Origin of the sequence: Leclercia adecarboxylata, assembly GCF_006874705.1 — a bacterium.
In the GTDB taxonomy this organism is placed as follows: Bacteria; Pseudomonadota; Gammaproteobacteria; order Enterobacterales; family Enterobacteriaceae; genus Enterobacter; species Enterobacter adecarboxylatus_C.
In genome coordinates this window covers 2,138,781-2,154,120 of sequence record NZ_CP035382.1, presented here as the reverse complement: position 1 = coordinate 2,154,120, position 15,340 = coordinate 2,138,781, and the positions used below count along the sequence as shown (strand labels likewise).

The window sequence follows — 15,340 nt, the reverse complement described above, 5'->3', positions numbered from 1 at the left end:
CAATTTGATAACATTTTCAGGACTCGCCAGGGATTTCGAACGGACCGCCCTGCTGGATCGCACGCTGCCAGGCGGGACGCATTTCGACATTTTTCTTCCACGTCTGCAGGTGAGGGAGATCCGTGATACCGCCACGTTCCAGCAGGGCAAATACCGGAAAGCTCATTTGGACATCCGCCATGCTGAGGCGATCCCCGGCAAACCAGCGGTGATCCTTAAGCCAGGATTCCAGAAAACGGGCGTGGGTTTCCAGCTGGCGGTTGAGATACGCTTTCTGTACTCCCTGCCCCAGCACTTTGCCCAGCGAGCGCAGGCCAAACGGGATCGGCGGTTTACCGAGGCTGGAGAAGACCAGCTTCATCAGCAGCAGCGGCATCAGGGAGCCTTCCGCGTAGTGCAGCCAGAATCGGTAGTGCAGTTTCAGCTCGCGATCCTGCGGCTTAAGCTGCGACCCGGGATCGTAGGTCTCCTGCAGGTATTCAAGAATAGCGCCCGACTCCGCCAGGATCAGACCGTTATCTTCCAGCACCGGAGATTTACCCAGCGGGTGGACTTTGCGCAACGCGGCGGGTGCCATCATGGTTTTATCGCGCTGATAGCGCTCAATCTGATAGGGCAGCGAGAGCTCTTCCAGCGCCCAGAGCACGCGCTGGGATCGGGACTGGTTGAGGTGGTGGACCTTAATCATGGTCATCTCCAGTTGGGCTTATCCACTAACTATAGAAAATTGCACAACCTGGCGAAAAAATTTCGCCGAGTTTTTGCTCAGTGACGCTGGCAAACCCGGGCCCCCGGCCTAGACTTAAATTGTCAGCACAAACCGGAACCTCCAAAGCATGCTCGACTGAGGGGTGTTGATGTCGGGGGAAACCCTCCTGTGAACCAGCGGGATAGAGAGAAAGACAAAGACCGGGAATAAACTAAAGCGCCCTGTTGTGGCGCTTTAGTTTTTTATGCGTCGGGCTAATCCTCTTCCAACAGCCGCGCGCCGGTGCCCTGCTCGCCCAGCTTATCGCCAGGGTTACGCAGCGGACAGTCGCTGCGCGACAGGCATCCGCAGCCAATGCAGCCGTCAAGCTCATCGCGCAGCGCTTCCAGGGTGTGGATGCGCCGATCCAGTTCGTCGCGCCACTGGGAGGAGAGCGCTTTCCACTCTTTCGCACTCAGGGTATGCCCCTCCGGCAGGATACCGAACGCCTCGCCAATGGTGGCCAGCGGGATGCCGATACGTTGGGCAATCTTAATGATCGCCACGTAGCGCAGCACGTCGCGGGTATAACGGCGCTGGTTGCCGGTGTTGCGGATGCTCTTAATTAACCCTTTGCTTTCATAGAAATGCAGCGCTGACACCGCCACGCCGCTGCGCCGGGCCACCTCGCCCGGGGTGAGCAGCGGTTTTATCCGCGGTAATTTCTTTTCCATAAAACCTCTTTACCTCAAGTTAACTTGAGGAATTATACTCGCCCGCAGACAAAACGACGAATTAACCGATACAGGTGTAACCAGAAAGAGGCTGCTCTATGTCGCATCAACAAATTATTCAGACACTTATTGAATGGATGGATGACCATATCGATCAACCCTTGAGTATCGATGTGGTGGCTAAAAAGTCGGGTTATTCGAAGTGGTACTTACAGAGGATGTTCCGCGCCGTTATGCACCAGACGCTCGGCGAGTACATTCGTCAACGCAGATTATTGCTGGCCGCCCAGGCGTTACGCACCACCCAGCGCCCTATTTTTGATATCGCCATGGATTTGGGTTATGTCTCCCAGCAGACGTTTTCCCGCGTATTCCGCCGCGAGTTTGATCGTACCCCCAGCGACTATCGTCATCAGCTGAATTAATGGCTGTGGGCGAGTGTTGCCGCGACAGGCTGTTGCTGCCAGGTCATGAAATCCTGCGGCGACATTGCCTTTGCAAAGTGCCAGCCCTGACAATACTGCACGCCGCGCTTGTTTAACCACGTGACCTGTTCCGCCGTTTCCACCCCTTCCGCGATGGTTTTTAAGCGCAGGCTTTGGGCCATTTCGATAATGTGCTCGACGATCAGATGGCTGGTGCTGTTAGTGGTCAGCGTATCAATAAAAGATTTATCGATTTTCAGGATATCCACGTTCAGCGAGTAGAGGTTGTGCAGGTTGGAATAGCCGGTACCAAAATCATCGATCGCCACTTCATATCCTGCCTGTCGAAACGCCTGAATCACCGGCGTCGTTTTCGGCACGTCGATAAACCCGCGCTCGGTCACTTCGATTTTGATTTGCTGGGCCCGGACGTTGTAGTGGCGGGCTTTATCGGAGATCATCGCAATCAGGCGTGAAGAGTGAAAGTCCGTGGCCGACAGGTTAATGGAGATATAGATATGTGGGTTGCAGGCCAGGAAAGGACCCAGATCGCTGAAGACTTCTTCCACCACGTAGTCGGTAATGCGCTCGCTCATGCCCTCTTTTTCTGCCAGCGGGATAAACTCTACCGGGCTCATCACCGGACCGTTAAACCCAGGCCATCGCAACAGTGCCTCTGCCCCGACACAAAGGTTGGTTTTAATATCGATAATCGGCTGGTAGTGCAGACAAAGCTGTCTTTTATTTAATGCCCGATGCAATAAGCGACCCGGGGAGTTAAATTCGCGTCGTGTTCTCGACCACATCAGTAAAATAATAATGCTGCTGATCATCCCCAGCGGCAGGGTTAATGTCGCCTGATGATAGAGCACTTCATAAAAGCGCTGGTTAGTCGTTGAAACAATAGCGGCAATCGGGCGCTTGTCCGAGCGAACAATAGTATAAAAGCGGCCTTCATTCTGGAACGCCAGATCGTTATCGCTAATCAGCGTTTTTAATTCATTCTGATTGGCCTGTTCGCTGACGGAGAAAAAGGCATTGGTTATCGTATCAAATACACCCCATGCCAGAGAACGATCCGAAGACATCACTTCGCTATAGGTTAGCGGATTAACCACCACCACATAATGACCTAATTGCATATAAGTCATCTTATATCCCGCATAAAATGGGGTGTCGCGGTAATAATAGATAGAGACGTCAGGCTGGCGTTGGTAATTGGCGGCGGAAATAATATAGGGATTATCGGGGGTGCTCGTCGTTGAGCAGAGGAATTCACGCCCTTCAGCATAGAGCAGGTCGGCAATGTAAAGCCGGCCCCGGACGATATTTAACATATTTTGCCGATGTGCCGGCGTGCAAATATCACCCGAATACTGTTCAGCCGCTTGCCGGGCCAGATCCACCTGCTGAATGACCAGTTCAGTTTTGTCTAAAGCGAGTTGAGCAAAGGATCGAAGCTGACTACTTGTTTCGTTGACCGCGCGTTGCTGGGCAAACCATAGCGCAAGCATCACAGGTAGCAAAACTACCATGATAACCCCGACTATCCTCAGCACCTTGTCCCGTGCGCTACGATTCATTTCCGCCCTATATCCCTGCTTTTTATGTGCCTGTAATCATGAAGGCCGGATGCTTTGCTAAACAGGTGATTACGTTGCATGAATCATGCGAAGTTAGCAACTGACTTTTAACACCAATAACCTAATATTTGGTTATGCCGATAATATTTGTCCGTAAGCCAAACTGAAAGTATTCGTTTCCTGTTTATTAAGTAAAATAATTACCGGTGGCGAAAGCCAGGCTCCCGGATAACTCAACAGAATGTCGTCGATTAAGTCAAACTACCGACAGCGTCAAAAAAGCGCAACTTCATCATGAAATTTTGTGCTATTTATCCCATGATAATGATTAAAGTGATTTATAAATAATCAACCGCGACGATTGTTTTTCCTCTTCCCGCGCGTTTGGCATCATAAAGTGCCTTATCTGCGCTAATGAGTAGCGAGGAGGTATCGTGCTGTTCACCGCTTACCTCCACCACCCCCGCGCTAAAGGAGAGGATCAGCGTCCGGCTGCCAACGTTAAGCGGCGTCACGGACAGCGCCTTGCGAAGCCGGGTGGAGAGCTGCACCGCCGCGTCGCTGCGGCTCTTCGGCAGCAGCAGTAAAAACTCCTCTCCACCGACCCGGCCCAGCGCCGAACCGGGCGGGATCAGCGCCCGCAGGCAGTCGCAGAAGTGCACCAGCGCGGCATCCCCCACCAGGTGGCCCCACTGGTCATTAATCTGTTTAAAGAAATCCAGGTCAAACATCAGGACCGAGAAATGGCTATCGGCCTCCTGCCGCCGGCTGGCCTCCAGGGCAGCGGCAATCCGCTGCAGGATGGCAAAGCGATTTAAACAGCGCGTCAGATCGTCGGTCATGGCCTTCATCTCCAGCTGCCGCTCCGCTTTTTTACGGGCGGTGATATCGAGCCCGATATTGAGGATCGAGCCGTCCGGCAGGGCGATATTCGACCACAGGACCGTCAGCTGCGTACCGTCCCGGCGTACCGGGTGCCATTCATACATATCGTTCAACGGGGAGCTGTTCACCGACTCGTGCACCCGGCGTCGCATCTCCGGGTCAGGATAAAACAGCGCCAGCGGCTCGGCATGGGCGTTAATCTCCGCCATCGACCAGCCAAACACCTTTTCGCATTCGGCATTCCACAATACGCAGCGGCTATGCCTGTCGAAAGAGTTCATCAGCACCGGCGCCCGTTCAAACAGCGTTTTGTACTGGGCGATCATCCGCTGCATCTCTTTTGCCGTGCGTTCACGCGCGACAAGCCCGGTGACAAAATCCTTTAGCTTTTCTACCAGGATAATCACCACCTCTTTCAGCACGGTGATAGTGCTTTGCGGTTGCGTAAACCCCAGGAAGAAGTAACCGTGCTGATGCGGGGCCATTTGACACAGCACCCCGCACTGTAACTGGCGATGTCCCGGATGCCCTGGAGGAAATATCAACGCACCCATATTCTCTTTCCAGCCGATGACCTGCCACGGACGGCGATGGCGTTGCAATAACAGGCTGGCAAGAAATGCATTAATTTCCAGCGGATGGCAGGTTAATTCCCCGGCACTGACAAACTGCGGCTGGCCCGTATCATCCTGCATCATCACCCAGCTAAGCTGGGCACCAAAGGTATGATTAATCGTCTCCAGCAGATCCGTTAAGGTGGCGTGGGACGATAATTTTGGCATTAATTTAGCTAATGCGTGCAGGGCTCGGGTACTGTCTTTAATATTCTCTCGATTTACTTGCGTCATTGTTTATTCGCAGCTCATTAACGAGACAGAAATACCGCAACGAATTAATCAGGAATAAAGTGATATTCAGTCAGCATACATTAATGCGACTCTCTTACTGGGATGCGTGTGTAAAAATAAAAGGACAAAGAATAATAAACAACAAAAAGCACAAGCCTGATTTATTTATTACGAACAGAGTAAGCAACGGAAAGAAGCATAATCTATAGCCCTGAGGCTGTAAATATTGTACATCAGCTGCCGCGCTGTACATGTTTTCTTATCCCGATGAATTATCAGTAAAGTTGTCATAAATACACCGGTTAGCAGGCTAAATATATATTTTCGCTCGCAATAACCACGTTAATATAGAGGTTATAAAAAGCCATTTTTATGCATTTGCCCAGTGGCGAATAAAAGAACAAACGTGATATAGTTCACATATCTTATGTAACAAGAAACATCGTTTCATTGTTGTGAGTCTGAGCCTGCCGATAGCCAGTTTGCCACAGCGTGTGGGCAACGTCGCGCTTTACCCGGCGGCGGTTATCTTTGAGGATCGTTTTATGGCAGCTATTACCACCGGTGTTGTGTTTGCACGCTGGGAGTTGTTGAGCGCAGTGCTGATGTTTCTGGCCAGCACGCTGAACATTCAATTTCGTAAATCGGATTACACCGCGCTGGCGGTGATCAGCACCTGTCTGGGTCTGGCGGCGGCATGCTGGTTCGCGACCGGCCTGCTGGGCATCACCCTGCTGGATGTGGCCGTTATCTGGAACAACGTTAAAGCGGTAATGGTCGAGGCGATGAGCCATACGCCACCAGACTGGCCAATGATGTACACCTAGTAGATATAAAAAAACCCAGACATCGTCTGGGTTTTTTGTTGTTACGAAACGCAGGTTCTGATTATCAGAACGGGATATCGTCGTCGAAATCCATTGGCGGTTCGTTGGACTGCGCCGGTGCAGACGGCTGCTGCTGCGGACGGGACTGTGCGCCGCCGCTGAACTGGTTGCCGCCCTGCGGCTGCTGAGGCTGACCCCAACCGCCCTGCTGCTGCTGGCCGCCACCTGCTGGTGCGCCACCGCCCTGACGGCCACCCAGCATCTGCATGGTGCCGCCAACGTTGACCACCACTTCGGTGGTGTATTTTTCTGCGCCGGACTGATCGGTCCATTTGCGGGTACGCAGCTGGCCTTCGATATAGACCTGGGAGCCTTTACGCAGATATTCACCGGCCACTTCGGCCAGTTTGCCAAACAGCACAACGCGGTGCCATTCGGTCTGCTCTTTCATCTCACCGGTCGCTTTATCACGCCAGGATTCGGAAGTAGCCAGCGTAATGTTGGCCACTGCACCACCACTCGGCATATAGCGTACTTCCGGGTCCTGGCCCAGATTACCGACGAGAATCACCTTGTTTACGCCTCTGCTGGCCATGATCGTGTCTCCTGAAAACTTGTCTGAATAGTGTAAGCGCGCGAGTGTACCATTTCCACGTGGTCTTCCGATAGTTGGGAAGCATCTTCCAGACTTCTCACGAAGGATACATTGTTGCACAAGTAATCAGAATTTGCATTCCAATACTGTATATCCAGCCAGGTCAATTTGTGTCATAATTAATCGTTTCTGCCGGTTGTCCTTCAAACAAACCAGGCATTCCGTGTATCTACCTACCGGGAAAGGTGAATGGATAAGATAGAAGTTCGGGGCGCCCGCACCCACAATCTCAAGAATATCAACCTCGTCATCCCTCGCGACAAACTGATCGTCGTGACCGGGCTTTCAGGCTCAGGCAAATCCTCACTGGCTTTCGACACCCTGTATGCCGAAGGGCAGCGTCGTTACGTTGAATCGCTCTCTGCATATGCGCGCCAGTTCCTGTCGCTGATGGAAAAACCGGACGTCGACCATATCGAAGGGTTGTCGCCGGCCATCTCCATTGAGCAGAAGTCGACTTCTCACAACCCGCGTTCCACCGTCGGGACCATCACCGAAATCCATGATTACCTGCGTCTGCTGTATGCCCGCGTGGGCGAGCCGCGCTGCCCGGACCACGATGTCCCGCTGGCGGCCCAGACCGTCAGCCAGATGGTGGATAACGTGCTGGCGCAGCCGGAAGGCAAACGCCTGATGCTGCTGGCGCCAATCATTAAAGAGCGCAAAGGCGAGCACACCAAAACGCTGGAAAACCTGGCCAGCCAGGGCTATATCCGCGCCCGTATCGACGGGGAAGTGTGCGATCTCTCCGATCCACCGAAGCTGGAGCTGCAAAAGAAACACACCATTGAGGTCGTGATCGACCGCTTTAAGGTGCGTGATGACCTGACCCAGCGCCTGGCGGAGTCGTTCGAAACCGCGCTGGATCTCTCCGGCGGCACGGCCGTGGTGGCCGATATGGACGACCCGCAAGCGGAAGAGCTGCTCTTCTCTGCCAACTTCGCCTGCCCGGTGTGCGGCTACAGCATGCGCGAGCTGGAACCGCGCCTGTTCTCGTTCAACAACCCGGCTGGCGCCTGCCCAACCTGTGATGGCCTGGGCGTGCAGCAGTATTTCGATCCTGACCGGGTGATCCAGAACCCGGAACTGTCGCTGGCTGGCGGCGCGATCCGCGGCTGGGATAAGCGTAACTTCTACTACTTCCAGATGCTGAAGTCGCTGGCTGAACACTATAAATTCGACGTCGAAGCGCCGTGGGGCAGTCTGAGCCCAACCGTGCACAAAGTGATCCTGTTCGGTTCCGCTAAAGAGAACATCGAGTTTAAATACATGAACGATCGCGGCGATACCTCGGTGCGCCGTCATCCGTTTGAAGGCGTGCTGCACAACATGGAGCGCCGTTACAAAGAGACGGAATCCAGCGCGGTACGTGAAGAGCTGGCGAAGTTCATCAGCAACCGCTCCTGCGCCACCTGTGACGGTACCCGTCTGCGCCGCGAAGCGCGCCACGTGTATGTTGAGAACACGCCGCTGCCGACCATCTCAGACATGAGCATCGGCCATGCGATGGACTTCTTCAACAACCTGAAGCTCTCCGGTCAGCGGGCGCAAATCGCTGAGAAAGTGCTGAAAGAGATCGGCGATCGCCTCAAGTTCCTGGTCAACGTCGGTCTGAACTACCTCACTCTTTCCCGCTCGGCAGAGACCCTGTCCGGCGGTGAAGCCCAGCGTATCCGTCTGGCGAGCCAGATCGGCGCGGGCCTGGTGGGGGTAATGTACGTGCTGGATGAGCCGTCCATCGGCCTGCACCAGCGCGACAACGAGCGTCTGCTCGGGACGCTGATCCATCTGCGTAACCTCGGCAACACGGTGATTGTGGTTGAGCACGATGAAGACGCGATCCGCGCGGCCGACCACGTGATCGACATCGGCCCCGGGGCCGGCGTCCACGGCGGCCAGGTGGTAGCGGAAGGTCCACTGGACGCCATTATGGCGGTACCAGAATCCCTGACCGGCCAGTACATGAGCGGCAAGCGCAAGATTGAAGTGCCGAAACAGCGCGTACCCGCCAACCCGGAAAAAGTGCTGAAGCTCACCGGGGCGCGCGGTAACAACCTGAAAGACGTGACCCTGACCCTGCCGGTCGGCCTGTTCACCTGTATCACGGGTGTCTCGGGTTCCGGTAAATCAACGCTGATTAACGACACCCTGTTCCCGATTGCTCAGACCCAGCTGAACGGGGCAACCCTTGCTGAACCGGCGCCGTATCGCGAGATCCACGGCCTGGAGCACTTCGACAAGGTGATCGATATCGACCAGAGCCCGATCGGCCGTACGCCGCGCTCGAACCCGGCCACCTATACCGGCGTGTTTACGCCGGTACGTGAACTCTTTGCCGGCGTGCCGGAATCGCGTTCGCGCGGCTATACGCCTGGACGTTTCAGCTTTAACGTCCGCGGTGGCCGCTGTGAAGCCTGTCAGGGCGATGGGGTGATCAAGGTCGAAATGCACTTCCTGCCGGATATCTACGTGCCGTGCGACCAGTGCAAAGGCAAACGCTATAACCGCGAAACGCTGGAGATTAAGTACAAAGGCAAGACCATCCACGAAGTGCTGGATATGACCATCGAAGAGGCCCGTGAGTTCTTTGATGCCGTTCCGGCGCTGGCGCGTAAGCTCCAGACCCTGATGGATGTCGGTCTGACCTACATTCGTCTGGGCCAGTCGGCAACCACCCTGTCGGGCGGCGAGGCGCAGCGCGTGAAGCTGGCGCGTGAGCTCTCCAAACGCGGCACCGGGCAGACGCTGTACATTCTGGATGAGCCGACCACCGGTCTGCACTTTGCCGATATCCAGCAGTTACTCGACGTGCTGCACCAGCTGCGCGATCAGGGCAACACTATCGTGGTGATTGAGCACAACCTGGACGTGATTAAAACCGCAGACTGGATTGTCGATCTCGGTCCGGAAGGCGGCAGCGGCGGCGGCGAAATCCTGGTTTCCGGCACCCCGGAAACCGTCGCGGAGTGCGAAGCCTCGCACACGGCCCGCTTCCTTAAACCGCTTCTGTAGTCGTCACACTGACAGCTGCTGCCGGGTCATCTCCGGCAGCAGTTCCACCGCCTGCTTGTACGAGGCATCCACCAGATAGTAAATCTGCGAATCCGGTATCGACCCATCCAGATAGACCGTGCTCCAGTGCGCTTTATTCAGGTGCTTGCTGGGACGCACGTCGGTGTGCTGCTGGCGCAGCAAATCCGCCAGTTCCGGGCTGGTTTTTAGCGAGGCCGCCGGACGCCCCTCCACGTCTTTCACCATCGCAAACAGCACGTCTGCGACCTTGATCTGGGTGGCCTTCCAGTCACTGTGCACGCTTTGCTCCGCGCCCGGCTTATTCATGCAGTACTGAAGTATCTCCGAAATGGTCATCATTATTCCCCTTGTAGCGTAGCGATAATTTTGCGCGAACCGCCATGGATACGGTGTTCTCCCAGCCAGATCCCCTGCCAGGTGCCGAGCTGCACGCGGCCGTGATTCACCGGCAGCAGCAAAGAGACGCCCAGCAAGGAGGATTTAATATGGGAAGGCATGTCGTCTGGCCCCTCATCATCATGTTCCCAGCGGGCATCGTCGGGAACGGTTTTGAGAAAATGCTGCTCCATATCGGAACGGACGGTGGGATCGCAATTCTCGTTGAGGGTGAGGGAGGCTGACGTGTGTTGCAGCAACAGATGCAGTAAACCGACGTTAATGCGGGGAAGATCGCGGATCTGTCCAAGGACCTCGTCCGTCACCAGATGAAAACCACGAGACCTGGCGCGCAGGGTCAGGGTTTGCTGATACCACATGTGCTGCTCCGTTTTACAGGATAATCCTTCTAAGTGTGCAGCAATACGACGAAAGGTAAAACCCGTAGCGGGAAAATGTGCTTAAAAAAGCGTCTTTTCTGCCCGAACACTCAGTATTCTGAATTGACGATCACCTCTTCGCCAAACGCTCCCGCCTGTGGGAGCGGTTTGTACGTCGAGTTGGAGGCGCGCAGCACCCGGATGCCTCTGGCACCCGCCTCGCGAGCCGCAGTTATGTCGTTGTCCGCATCGCCGTAGTAAATCTTGATCTGCTTCTGCTCCATCCACTGGGCTTTGTTGTTTCTGCCAGATTTCTCACCGGCAAAAATGACCGGATTCATGGCCGCGGCAGGGATCAGGAAAGCGTCCTGCAACGTTTTGGTGACGGTTTCGGTTTTAGTGGGATGACGCCCGGTAATAAACCAGATCCTGTCGCCACGCTTGACGTGCATGGCAATCAGCGCGCGGGCCACCTCTTTCGGAATGCTGAACTCGTCCCAGCCGTTGTTCATCTGCTGCCAGAAGGCCGGGTTTTTCAGGTAGTCATCACTGTCCGGTGACCAGGTTTTTTTACCCCGCCAGAAGCCCGGGCTGGAGAACAGCACGGTGTCATCAATATCAAATCCCACCGACATGGGCGGACGCCCCATCAGGCTGTTTTCAATCTGGGCAACAGACACCCAGTGGATCGGTGCCTGCTCGGCCAGTCTGGCGGTGGTGGTGCCGGTGTATAACGGTGGAGGTGATGAGGGGCGCGCCACCACCGGGTGGCTGAGCGGGAGCAATAAGCAGACGGCGCTGAGCGCCAGTGTGATTTTGCGCATGTTTTCCCCTGAATATTGAAACCGTTATTTTTTATTTTGAGCGGATGGTCAAAAACCACCTCGAAAATAACCGTAGCCGGAGGGGAATGAAAGGGAATTCTTTATATAAACCATAATAAAAAGAGGGGTATCACAAAGCGGGGTTTACCTATTCCGGCCCCCTTCGCCAACGGAAGGAGACCGTGAGTAAGTGCTTACATCACAGCGGCAAAAGCCTGCGCCACGCGCTGAACGTTGCTGCTGTTCAGACCCGCCACGCACATGCGTCCGCTGGCAATCAGGTAGACGCCAAACTCATCACGCAGGCGATCCACCTGCTGCGCGCTGAAGCCGGTGTAGCTGAACATGCCGCGCTGCTGTAGCAGGTAGTCGAAGTTGTGCCCCGGAACCGCCTCTTTCAGCACGTCGACCAGCGTCTGACGCATGGAAAGGATACGGGTACGCATCGCTTCCACTTCCGCCAGCCACTCGGCCTTGAGTTCATCATCGCCCAGCACGGTCGCCACCACCTGCGCGCCAAAGTTTGGCGGGCTGGAGTAGATGCGACGCACGGTGGCTTTCAGCTGGCCGAGCACGCGTCCGGCAGCATCCTGATCCTCGCAGACTACCGACAGGCCGCCGACACGCTCGCCATACAGCGAGAAGATTTTGGAGAAGGAGTTACTGACCAGTGCCGGCAGGCCTGCGCTGGCGATGGCGCGAATGGCATAGGCGTCCTCTTCCATCCCGGCACCAAAGCCCTGATAGGCAATGTCGAGGAAGGGGATCAGGTTGCGGGCCTTCAGCACTTCAATGACCGCATCCCACTGATCGTTGGTCAGATCGGCACCGGTCGGGTTATGGCAGCACGGGTGCAGCAGCACAATGCTGCGTTCCGGCAGGGTGCTCAGTTTTTCCAGCAACGCGCCAACGCACACGCCGTTGGTCTGGTCGTCAAACCACGGGTAGGTTTGCACCGTGAAACCGGCACCTTCAAAGATGGCAACGTGGTTTTCCCAGGTCGGGTCGCTCACCCAGACACCGGATTCCGGGAAATACTTGTGCAGGAAGTCGGCACCGACTTTCAGCGCGCCTGAGCCGCCCAGGGTCTGGATAGTGGCGACGCGCTTTTCCACCAGCACCGGATGCTCTGCGCCAAACAGCAGCGGAGCAATGGTGTGACGATAGCTGTTCAGCCCTTCCATCGGCAGATAGAGCGACGCGCCGTGCGGCGTGGCATTAAGACGCGCTTCGGCTTTGGCCACCGCCTGCAGCTGCGGAATAATGCCTGCTTCGTTGTAGTACAGACCGATACTGAGGTTAACTTTATCGCCCCGGGGATCTTCTTTGAAACGCTCCATTAAGGAGAGGATGGGGTCGCCAGCATAGGCGTCGACTTTCTGGAACACGCGATGGTTCTCCGGATAATAATGAGGCAGGGAATTCAACAATAAACCGGAAGCAGCAGAAGATCGAGAGGATGTTAAGGAAGATGGGGGTTGGGCAACAGAACCTGCTTTACTCCCTCTCCCATCAGGAGAGGGAGTAAAGCCGTCAGTCGAGGTAGTGCATCGCCACCCGCGACGTCAGGCGTGTGATAAGTTCGTAAGCACTCACTTTTGTGATTTCCGCGATCCGCTCTACGAGTAACCCTTCGCCCCAAAGGGTCACCGGATCGCCCGCTTTCTCCTGCGCCTCGGGCCCGAGGTCAATACAGATCATGTCCATCGCCACGCGTCCGACGATGGTCACTTCGCGGCCGTTCACCAGCACCGGCGTACCGGACGGCGCGGCGCGCGGGTAGCCGTCGCCGTAGCCCATCGCCACCACGCCCAGACGGGTATCGCGCTCGCTGACCCAGGTGCCGCCATAGCCCACCGGTTCCCCGGCTTTATGCTCGCGCACCGCAATCAGGCTGGAGGTGAGCGACATCACCGGCTGAAAACCAAAGTCTGGCCCCCAGGGTTTACCCTCCAGCGGCGAGACGCCGTAGAGGATAATGCCCGGACGTGCCCAGTCGAAATGGGACTGCGGCCACAGCAGAATGCCGCCGGAGGCCGCAATCGAGCGCATCCCTGGCTTGCCTTCGCAGAAGGTATTGAAGATATCGAGCTGCTGCTCGGTCGCACCGCATTCGGGCTCGTCGGCCCGGGCAAAATGGCTGACGATATTGACCGGCTGGTGAACGTTCTGGCACTGGCTTAAGCGCTGATAAAAGGCCTCTGCCTGCTCCGGGCGAATGCCCAGACGGTGCATGCCGGTGTCGAGCTTCATCCAGACGGTGACAGGCTCGCTGAGTACCGCGCTCTCCAGCGCCTCGAGCTGCTCCAGGTTGTGCACCGCGGTATGCAGCCGTTTTGCGGCGATGGTCGGCAGGTCGGTGGCGTTAAAGAAGCCCTCGAGTAGCAGGATCGGCTGGGTGATCCCCCCTTCGCGCAGGCGCAGGGCTTCTTCGAGACGGGCGACGCCAAAGGCGTCGGCATCGGGGAGCGTTCGCGCGGTCTCGATCAGACCGTGTCCGTAAGCGTTCGCTTTCACGACTGCAACCAGTTTGCTGGCGGGCGCCAGTTCACGCAGGCGTTGCAGGTTGTGTCGCAGAGCGCGGCGGTTAATGACTACAGTTGCCGCTTGCATTGCAATTCCTTGTTAAAAGAATGTCGGAGAGTTATTCATCGTCGTATTGCGGTCCCGCATAATTATCAAAGCGCGACCACTGGCCGTTAAAGGTCAGCCGCACCGTACCGATCGGGCCGTTACGCTGCTTACCGATAATAATTTCGGCGATCCCTTTCAGGTCGCTGTTCTCGTGATAGACCTCATCACGGTAAATGAACATGATCAGGTCGGCATCCTGCTCGATGGAGCCGGATTCACGCAGGTCGGAGTTGACCGGACGCTTGTCGGCGCGCTGTTCCAGGGAGCGGTTAAGCTGCGACAGCGCCACTACCGGTACCTGTAGCTCTTTCGCCAGCGCTTTCAGCGAGCGGGAGATTTCGGCAATTTCCAGGGTACGGTTGTCCGAGAGCGACGGAACGCGCATCAGCTGGAGGTAGTCAATCATGATCAGCCCGATGCCGCCATGCTCGCGGGCGATACGGCGCGCGCGGGAGCGCACTTCCGTCGGCGTCAGGCCGGAGGAGTCATCGATATAGATGTTTCGTTTTTCCAGCAGGATGCCCATGGTGCCGGAGATCCGCGCCCAGTCCTCGTCGTCGAGCTGGCCGGTACGAATGCGGGTCTGGTCCACGCGCGACAGCGAGGCCAGAGAACGCATCATGATCTGCTCGGAGGGCATCTCCAGACTAAAGATTAAAACCGGTTTATCCTGCAACATCGCCGCATTTTCGACGAGGTTCATTGCAAAGGTGGTTTTACCCATCGACGGACGCGCGGCGACGATAATCAGATCCGACGGCTGGAGCCCGGCGGTCTTTTTGTTCAGATCGTCATAGCCGGTATTGACCCCGGTGACCCCGTCATGCGGCTGCTGGAACAGCTGCTCAATACGCGAGACGGTGGCATCCAGCACCTCGGCGATGTTTTTCGGCCCTTCGTCTTTATTGGCGCGGCTTTCAGCGATTTTGAAGACCCGCGACTCGGCCAGATCGAGTAGCTCGTCGCTGTTACGCCCCTGGGGGTCGAAACCGGCTTCGGCGATCTCGTTGGCGACGGAGATCATGTCGCGCACTACCGCACGTTCACGCACGATATCGGCATAAGCGCTGATGTTCGCCGCACTTGGTGTGTTTTTCGATAACTCAGCCAGATAGGCGAAGCCACCCACCGACTCCAGCTGCCCCTGACGCTCCAGCGATTCCGCGAGCGTGATCAGGTCGATGGGGCTACCAGATTCCTGCAGACGCGCCATCTCGGTAAAGATATGGCGGTGCGGGCGGGTATAGAAATCGTCGGTGACGACGCGCTCGGCAACGTCGTCCCAGCGCTCGTTATCCAGCATTAAACCGCCCAACACCGACTGTTCCGCTTCAATCGAGTGCGGCGGGACCTTTAACCCGGCTAACTGCGGATCGCGCTCGCGGGGCTCAGTCTGTTTGTTGAAGGGTTTGTTTCCTGCCATAGTGAATGGAGTTACCGAGATAGAGA

At 56.1% G+C, this 15,340-nt stretch carries 14 protein-coding genes; 3 read left to right on the top strand and 11 right to left on the bottom strand.

What is annotated here, in order from left to right:
- Positions 1-16: 16 nt before the first annotated feature.
- Positions 17-688: a glutathione S-transferase family protein gene (locus tag ES815_RS11255; protein ID WP_142487860.1), complete on the bottom strand. Its 672-nt coding sequence runs from the start codon at positions 686-688 to the stop codon at positions 17-19.
- A gap of 275 nt (positions 689-963) precedes the next feature.
- The gene (gene soxR / locus ES815_RS11250) at positions 964-1,422 is read right to left on the bottom strand and encodes a redox-sensitive transcriptional activator SoxR (RefSeq protein WP_142487859.1); all 459 of its coding nucleotides are present in this window, start codon (positions 1,420-1,422) and stop codon (positions 964-966) included.
- Positions 1,423-1,520: 98 nt separating this feature from the next.
- Between soxR and soxS the strand changes: the two genes are divergently transcribed.
- Entirely contained in the window at positions 1,521-1,847 is a 327-nt protein-coding gene (soxS, locus tag ES815_RS11245; protein WP_039031951.1) for a superoxide response transcriptional regulator SoxS, read from the top strand.
- Here soxS and ES815_RS11240 read toward each other — a convergent pair.
- Together ES815_RS11240 and ES815_RS11235 are read right to left on the bottom strand one after the other, a co-directional pair.
- On the bottom strand, positions 1,844-3,430 hold the full coding sequence (locus tag ES815_RS11240) for an EAL domain-containing protein (RefSeq protein ID WP_142487858.1): 1,587 nt from the start codon (positions 3,428-3,430) through the stop codon (positions 1,844-1,846). The genes soxS and ES815_RS11240 overlap by 4 nt on opposite strands.
- Positions 3,431-3,768: 338 nt before the next feature.
- On the bottom strand, positions 3,769-5,097 hold the full coding sequence (locus tag ES815_RS11235) for a GGDEF domain-containing protein (protein WP_260609696.1): 1,329 nt from the start codon (positions 5,095-5,097) through the stop codon (positions 3,769-3,771).
- A 611-nt stretch (positions 5,098-5,708) separates the two neighbouring features.
- On the opposite strand from ES815_RS11235, the gene ES815_RS11230 reads away from it, so the two are divergent.
- Positions 5,709-5,990, top strand: a complete 282-nt coding sequence (locus tag ES815_RS11230; protein ID WP_106993942.1) for a YjcB family protein — start codon at positions 5,709-5,711, stop codon at positions 5,988-5,990.
- Between the two features lie 64 nt (positions 5,991-6,054).
- Here the strand turns inward: ES815_RS11230 and ssb1 are convergent, their stop codons facing one another.
- Positions 6,055-6,585, bottom strand: coding sequence for a single-stranded DNA-binding protein SSB1 (ssb1, locus tag ES815_RS11225; protein WP_032615999.1), 531 nt, complete (start codon positions 6,583-6,585; stop codon positions 6,055-6,057).
- A gap of 249 nt (positions 6,586-6,834) precedes the next feature.
- On the opposite strand from ssb1, the gene uvrA reads away from it, so the two are divergent.
- Positions 6,835-9,657, top strand: coding sequence for an excinuclease ABC subunit UvrA (gene uvrA / locus ES815_RS11220; protein ID WP_142487856.1), 2,823 nt, complete (start codon positions 6,835-6,837; stop codon positions 9,655-9,657).
- A 3-nt stretch (positions 9,658-9,660) separates the two neighbouring features.
- Here uvrA and ES815_RS11215 read toward each other — a convergent pair whose 3' ends face one another.
- The 6 genes from ES815_RS11215 to dnaB form a co-directional block, all read right to left on the bottom strand.
- Positions 9,661-10,014 carry an MmcQ/YjbR family DNA-binding protein gene (locus ES815_RS11215; RefSeq protein WP_142490045.1) on the bottom strand — a complete coding sequence of 118 codons (354 nt, stop codon included), beginning with the start codon at positions 10,012-10,014 and terminating at the stop codon, positions 9,661-9,663.
- 2 nt (positions 10,015-10,016) lie between these two features.
- The gene (locus ES815_RS11210; RefSeq protein WP_142487855.1) at positions 10,017-10,433 is read right to left on the bottom strand and encodes a secondary thiamine-phosphate synthase enzyme YjbQ; all 417 of its coding nucleotides are present in this window, start codon (positions 10,431-10,433) and stop codon (positions 10,017-10,019) included.
- Positions 10,434-10,543: 110 nt separating this feature from the next.
- Positions 10,544-11,257, bottom strand: coding sequence for an acid phosphatase AphA (aphA, locus tag ES815_RS11205; RefSeq protein WP_142487854.1), 714 nt, complete (start codon positions 11,255-11,257; stop codon positions 10,544-10,546).
- A 194-nt stretch (positions 11,258-11,451) separates the two neighbouring features.
- On the bottom strand, positions 11,452-12,645 hold the full coding sequence (tyrB, locus tag ES815_RS11200; RefSeq protein ID WP_142487853.1) for an aromatic amino acid transaminase: 1,194 nt from the start codon (positions 12,643-12,645) through the stop codon (positions 11,452-11,454).
- A gap of 145 nt (positions 12,646-12,790) precedes the next feature.
- Positions 12,791-13,870: an alanine racemase gene (alr, locus tag ES815_RS11195; protein WP_142487852.1), complete on the bottom strand. Its 1,080-nt coding sequence runs from the start codon at positions 13,868-13,870 to the stop codon at positions 12,791-12,793.
- A 31-nt stretch (positions 13,871-13,901) separates the two neighbouring features.
- Positions 13,902-15,314 (bottom strand): replicative DNA helicase, encoded by a 1,413-nt coding sequence (gene dnaB, locus ES815_RS11190; RefSeq protein ID WP_032615986.1) that lies wholly within the window; start codon positions 15,312-15,314, stop codon positions 13,902-13,904.
- Between the last annotated feature and the right edge of the window lie 26 nt (positions 15,315-15,340).

Bases quoted from the DNA above. Each gene is read 5' to 3' on its own strand.
- ES815_RS11255 (WP_142487860.1), bottom strand. From the start codon at position 688: ATGATTAAGGTCCACCACCTCAACCAGTCCCGATCCCAGCGCGTGCTC.
- soxR (WP_142487859.1), bottom strand. From the start codon at position 1,422: ATGGAAAAGAAATTACCGCGGATAAAACCGCTGCTCACCCCGGGCGAG.
- soxS (WP_039031951.1), top strand. From the start codon at position 1,521: ATGTCGCATCAACAAATTATTCAGACACTTATTGAATGGATGGATGAC.
- ES815_RS11240 (WP_142487858.1), bottom strand. From the start codon at position 3,430: ATGAATCGTAGCGCACGGGACAAGGTGCTGAGGATAGTCGGGGTTATC.
- ES815_RS11235 (WP_260609696.1), bottom strand. From the start codon at position 5,097: ATGCCAAAATTATCGTCCCACGCCACCTTAACGGATCTGCTGGAGACG.
- ES815_RS11230 (WP_106993942.1), top strand. From the start codon at position 5,709: ATGGCAGCTATTACCACCGGTGTTGTGTTTGCACGCTGGGAGTTGTTG.
- ssb1 (WP_032615999.1), bottom strand. From the start codon at position 6,585: ATGGCCAGCAGAGGCGTAAACAAGGTGATTCTCGTCGGTAATCTGGGC.
- uvrA (WP_142487856.1), top strand. From the start codon at position 6,835: ATGGATAAGATAGAAGTTCGGGGCGCCCGCACCCACAATCTCAAGAAT.
- ES815_RS11215 (WP_142490045.1), bottom strand. From the start codon at position 10,014: ATGACCATTTCGGAGATACTTCAGTACTGCATGAATAAGCCGGGCGCG.
- ES815_RS11210 (WP_142487855.1), bottom strand. From the start codon at position 10,433: ATGTGGTATCAGCAAACCCTGACCCTGCGCGCCAGGTCTCGTGGTTTT.
- aphA (WP_142487854.1), bottom strand. From the start codon at position 11,257: ATGCGCAAAATCACACTGGCGCTCAGCGCCGTCTGCTTATTGCTCCCG.
- alr (WP_142487852.1), bottom strand. From the start codon at position 13,870: ATGCAAGCGGCAACTGTAGTCATTAACCGCCGCGCTCTGCGACACAAC.
- dnaB (WP_032615986.1), bottom strand. From the start codon at position 15,314: ATGGCAGGAAACAAACCCTTCAACAAACAGACTGAGCCCCGCGAGCGC.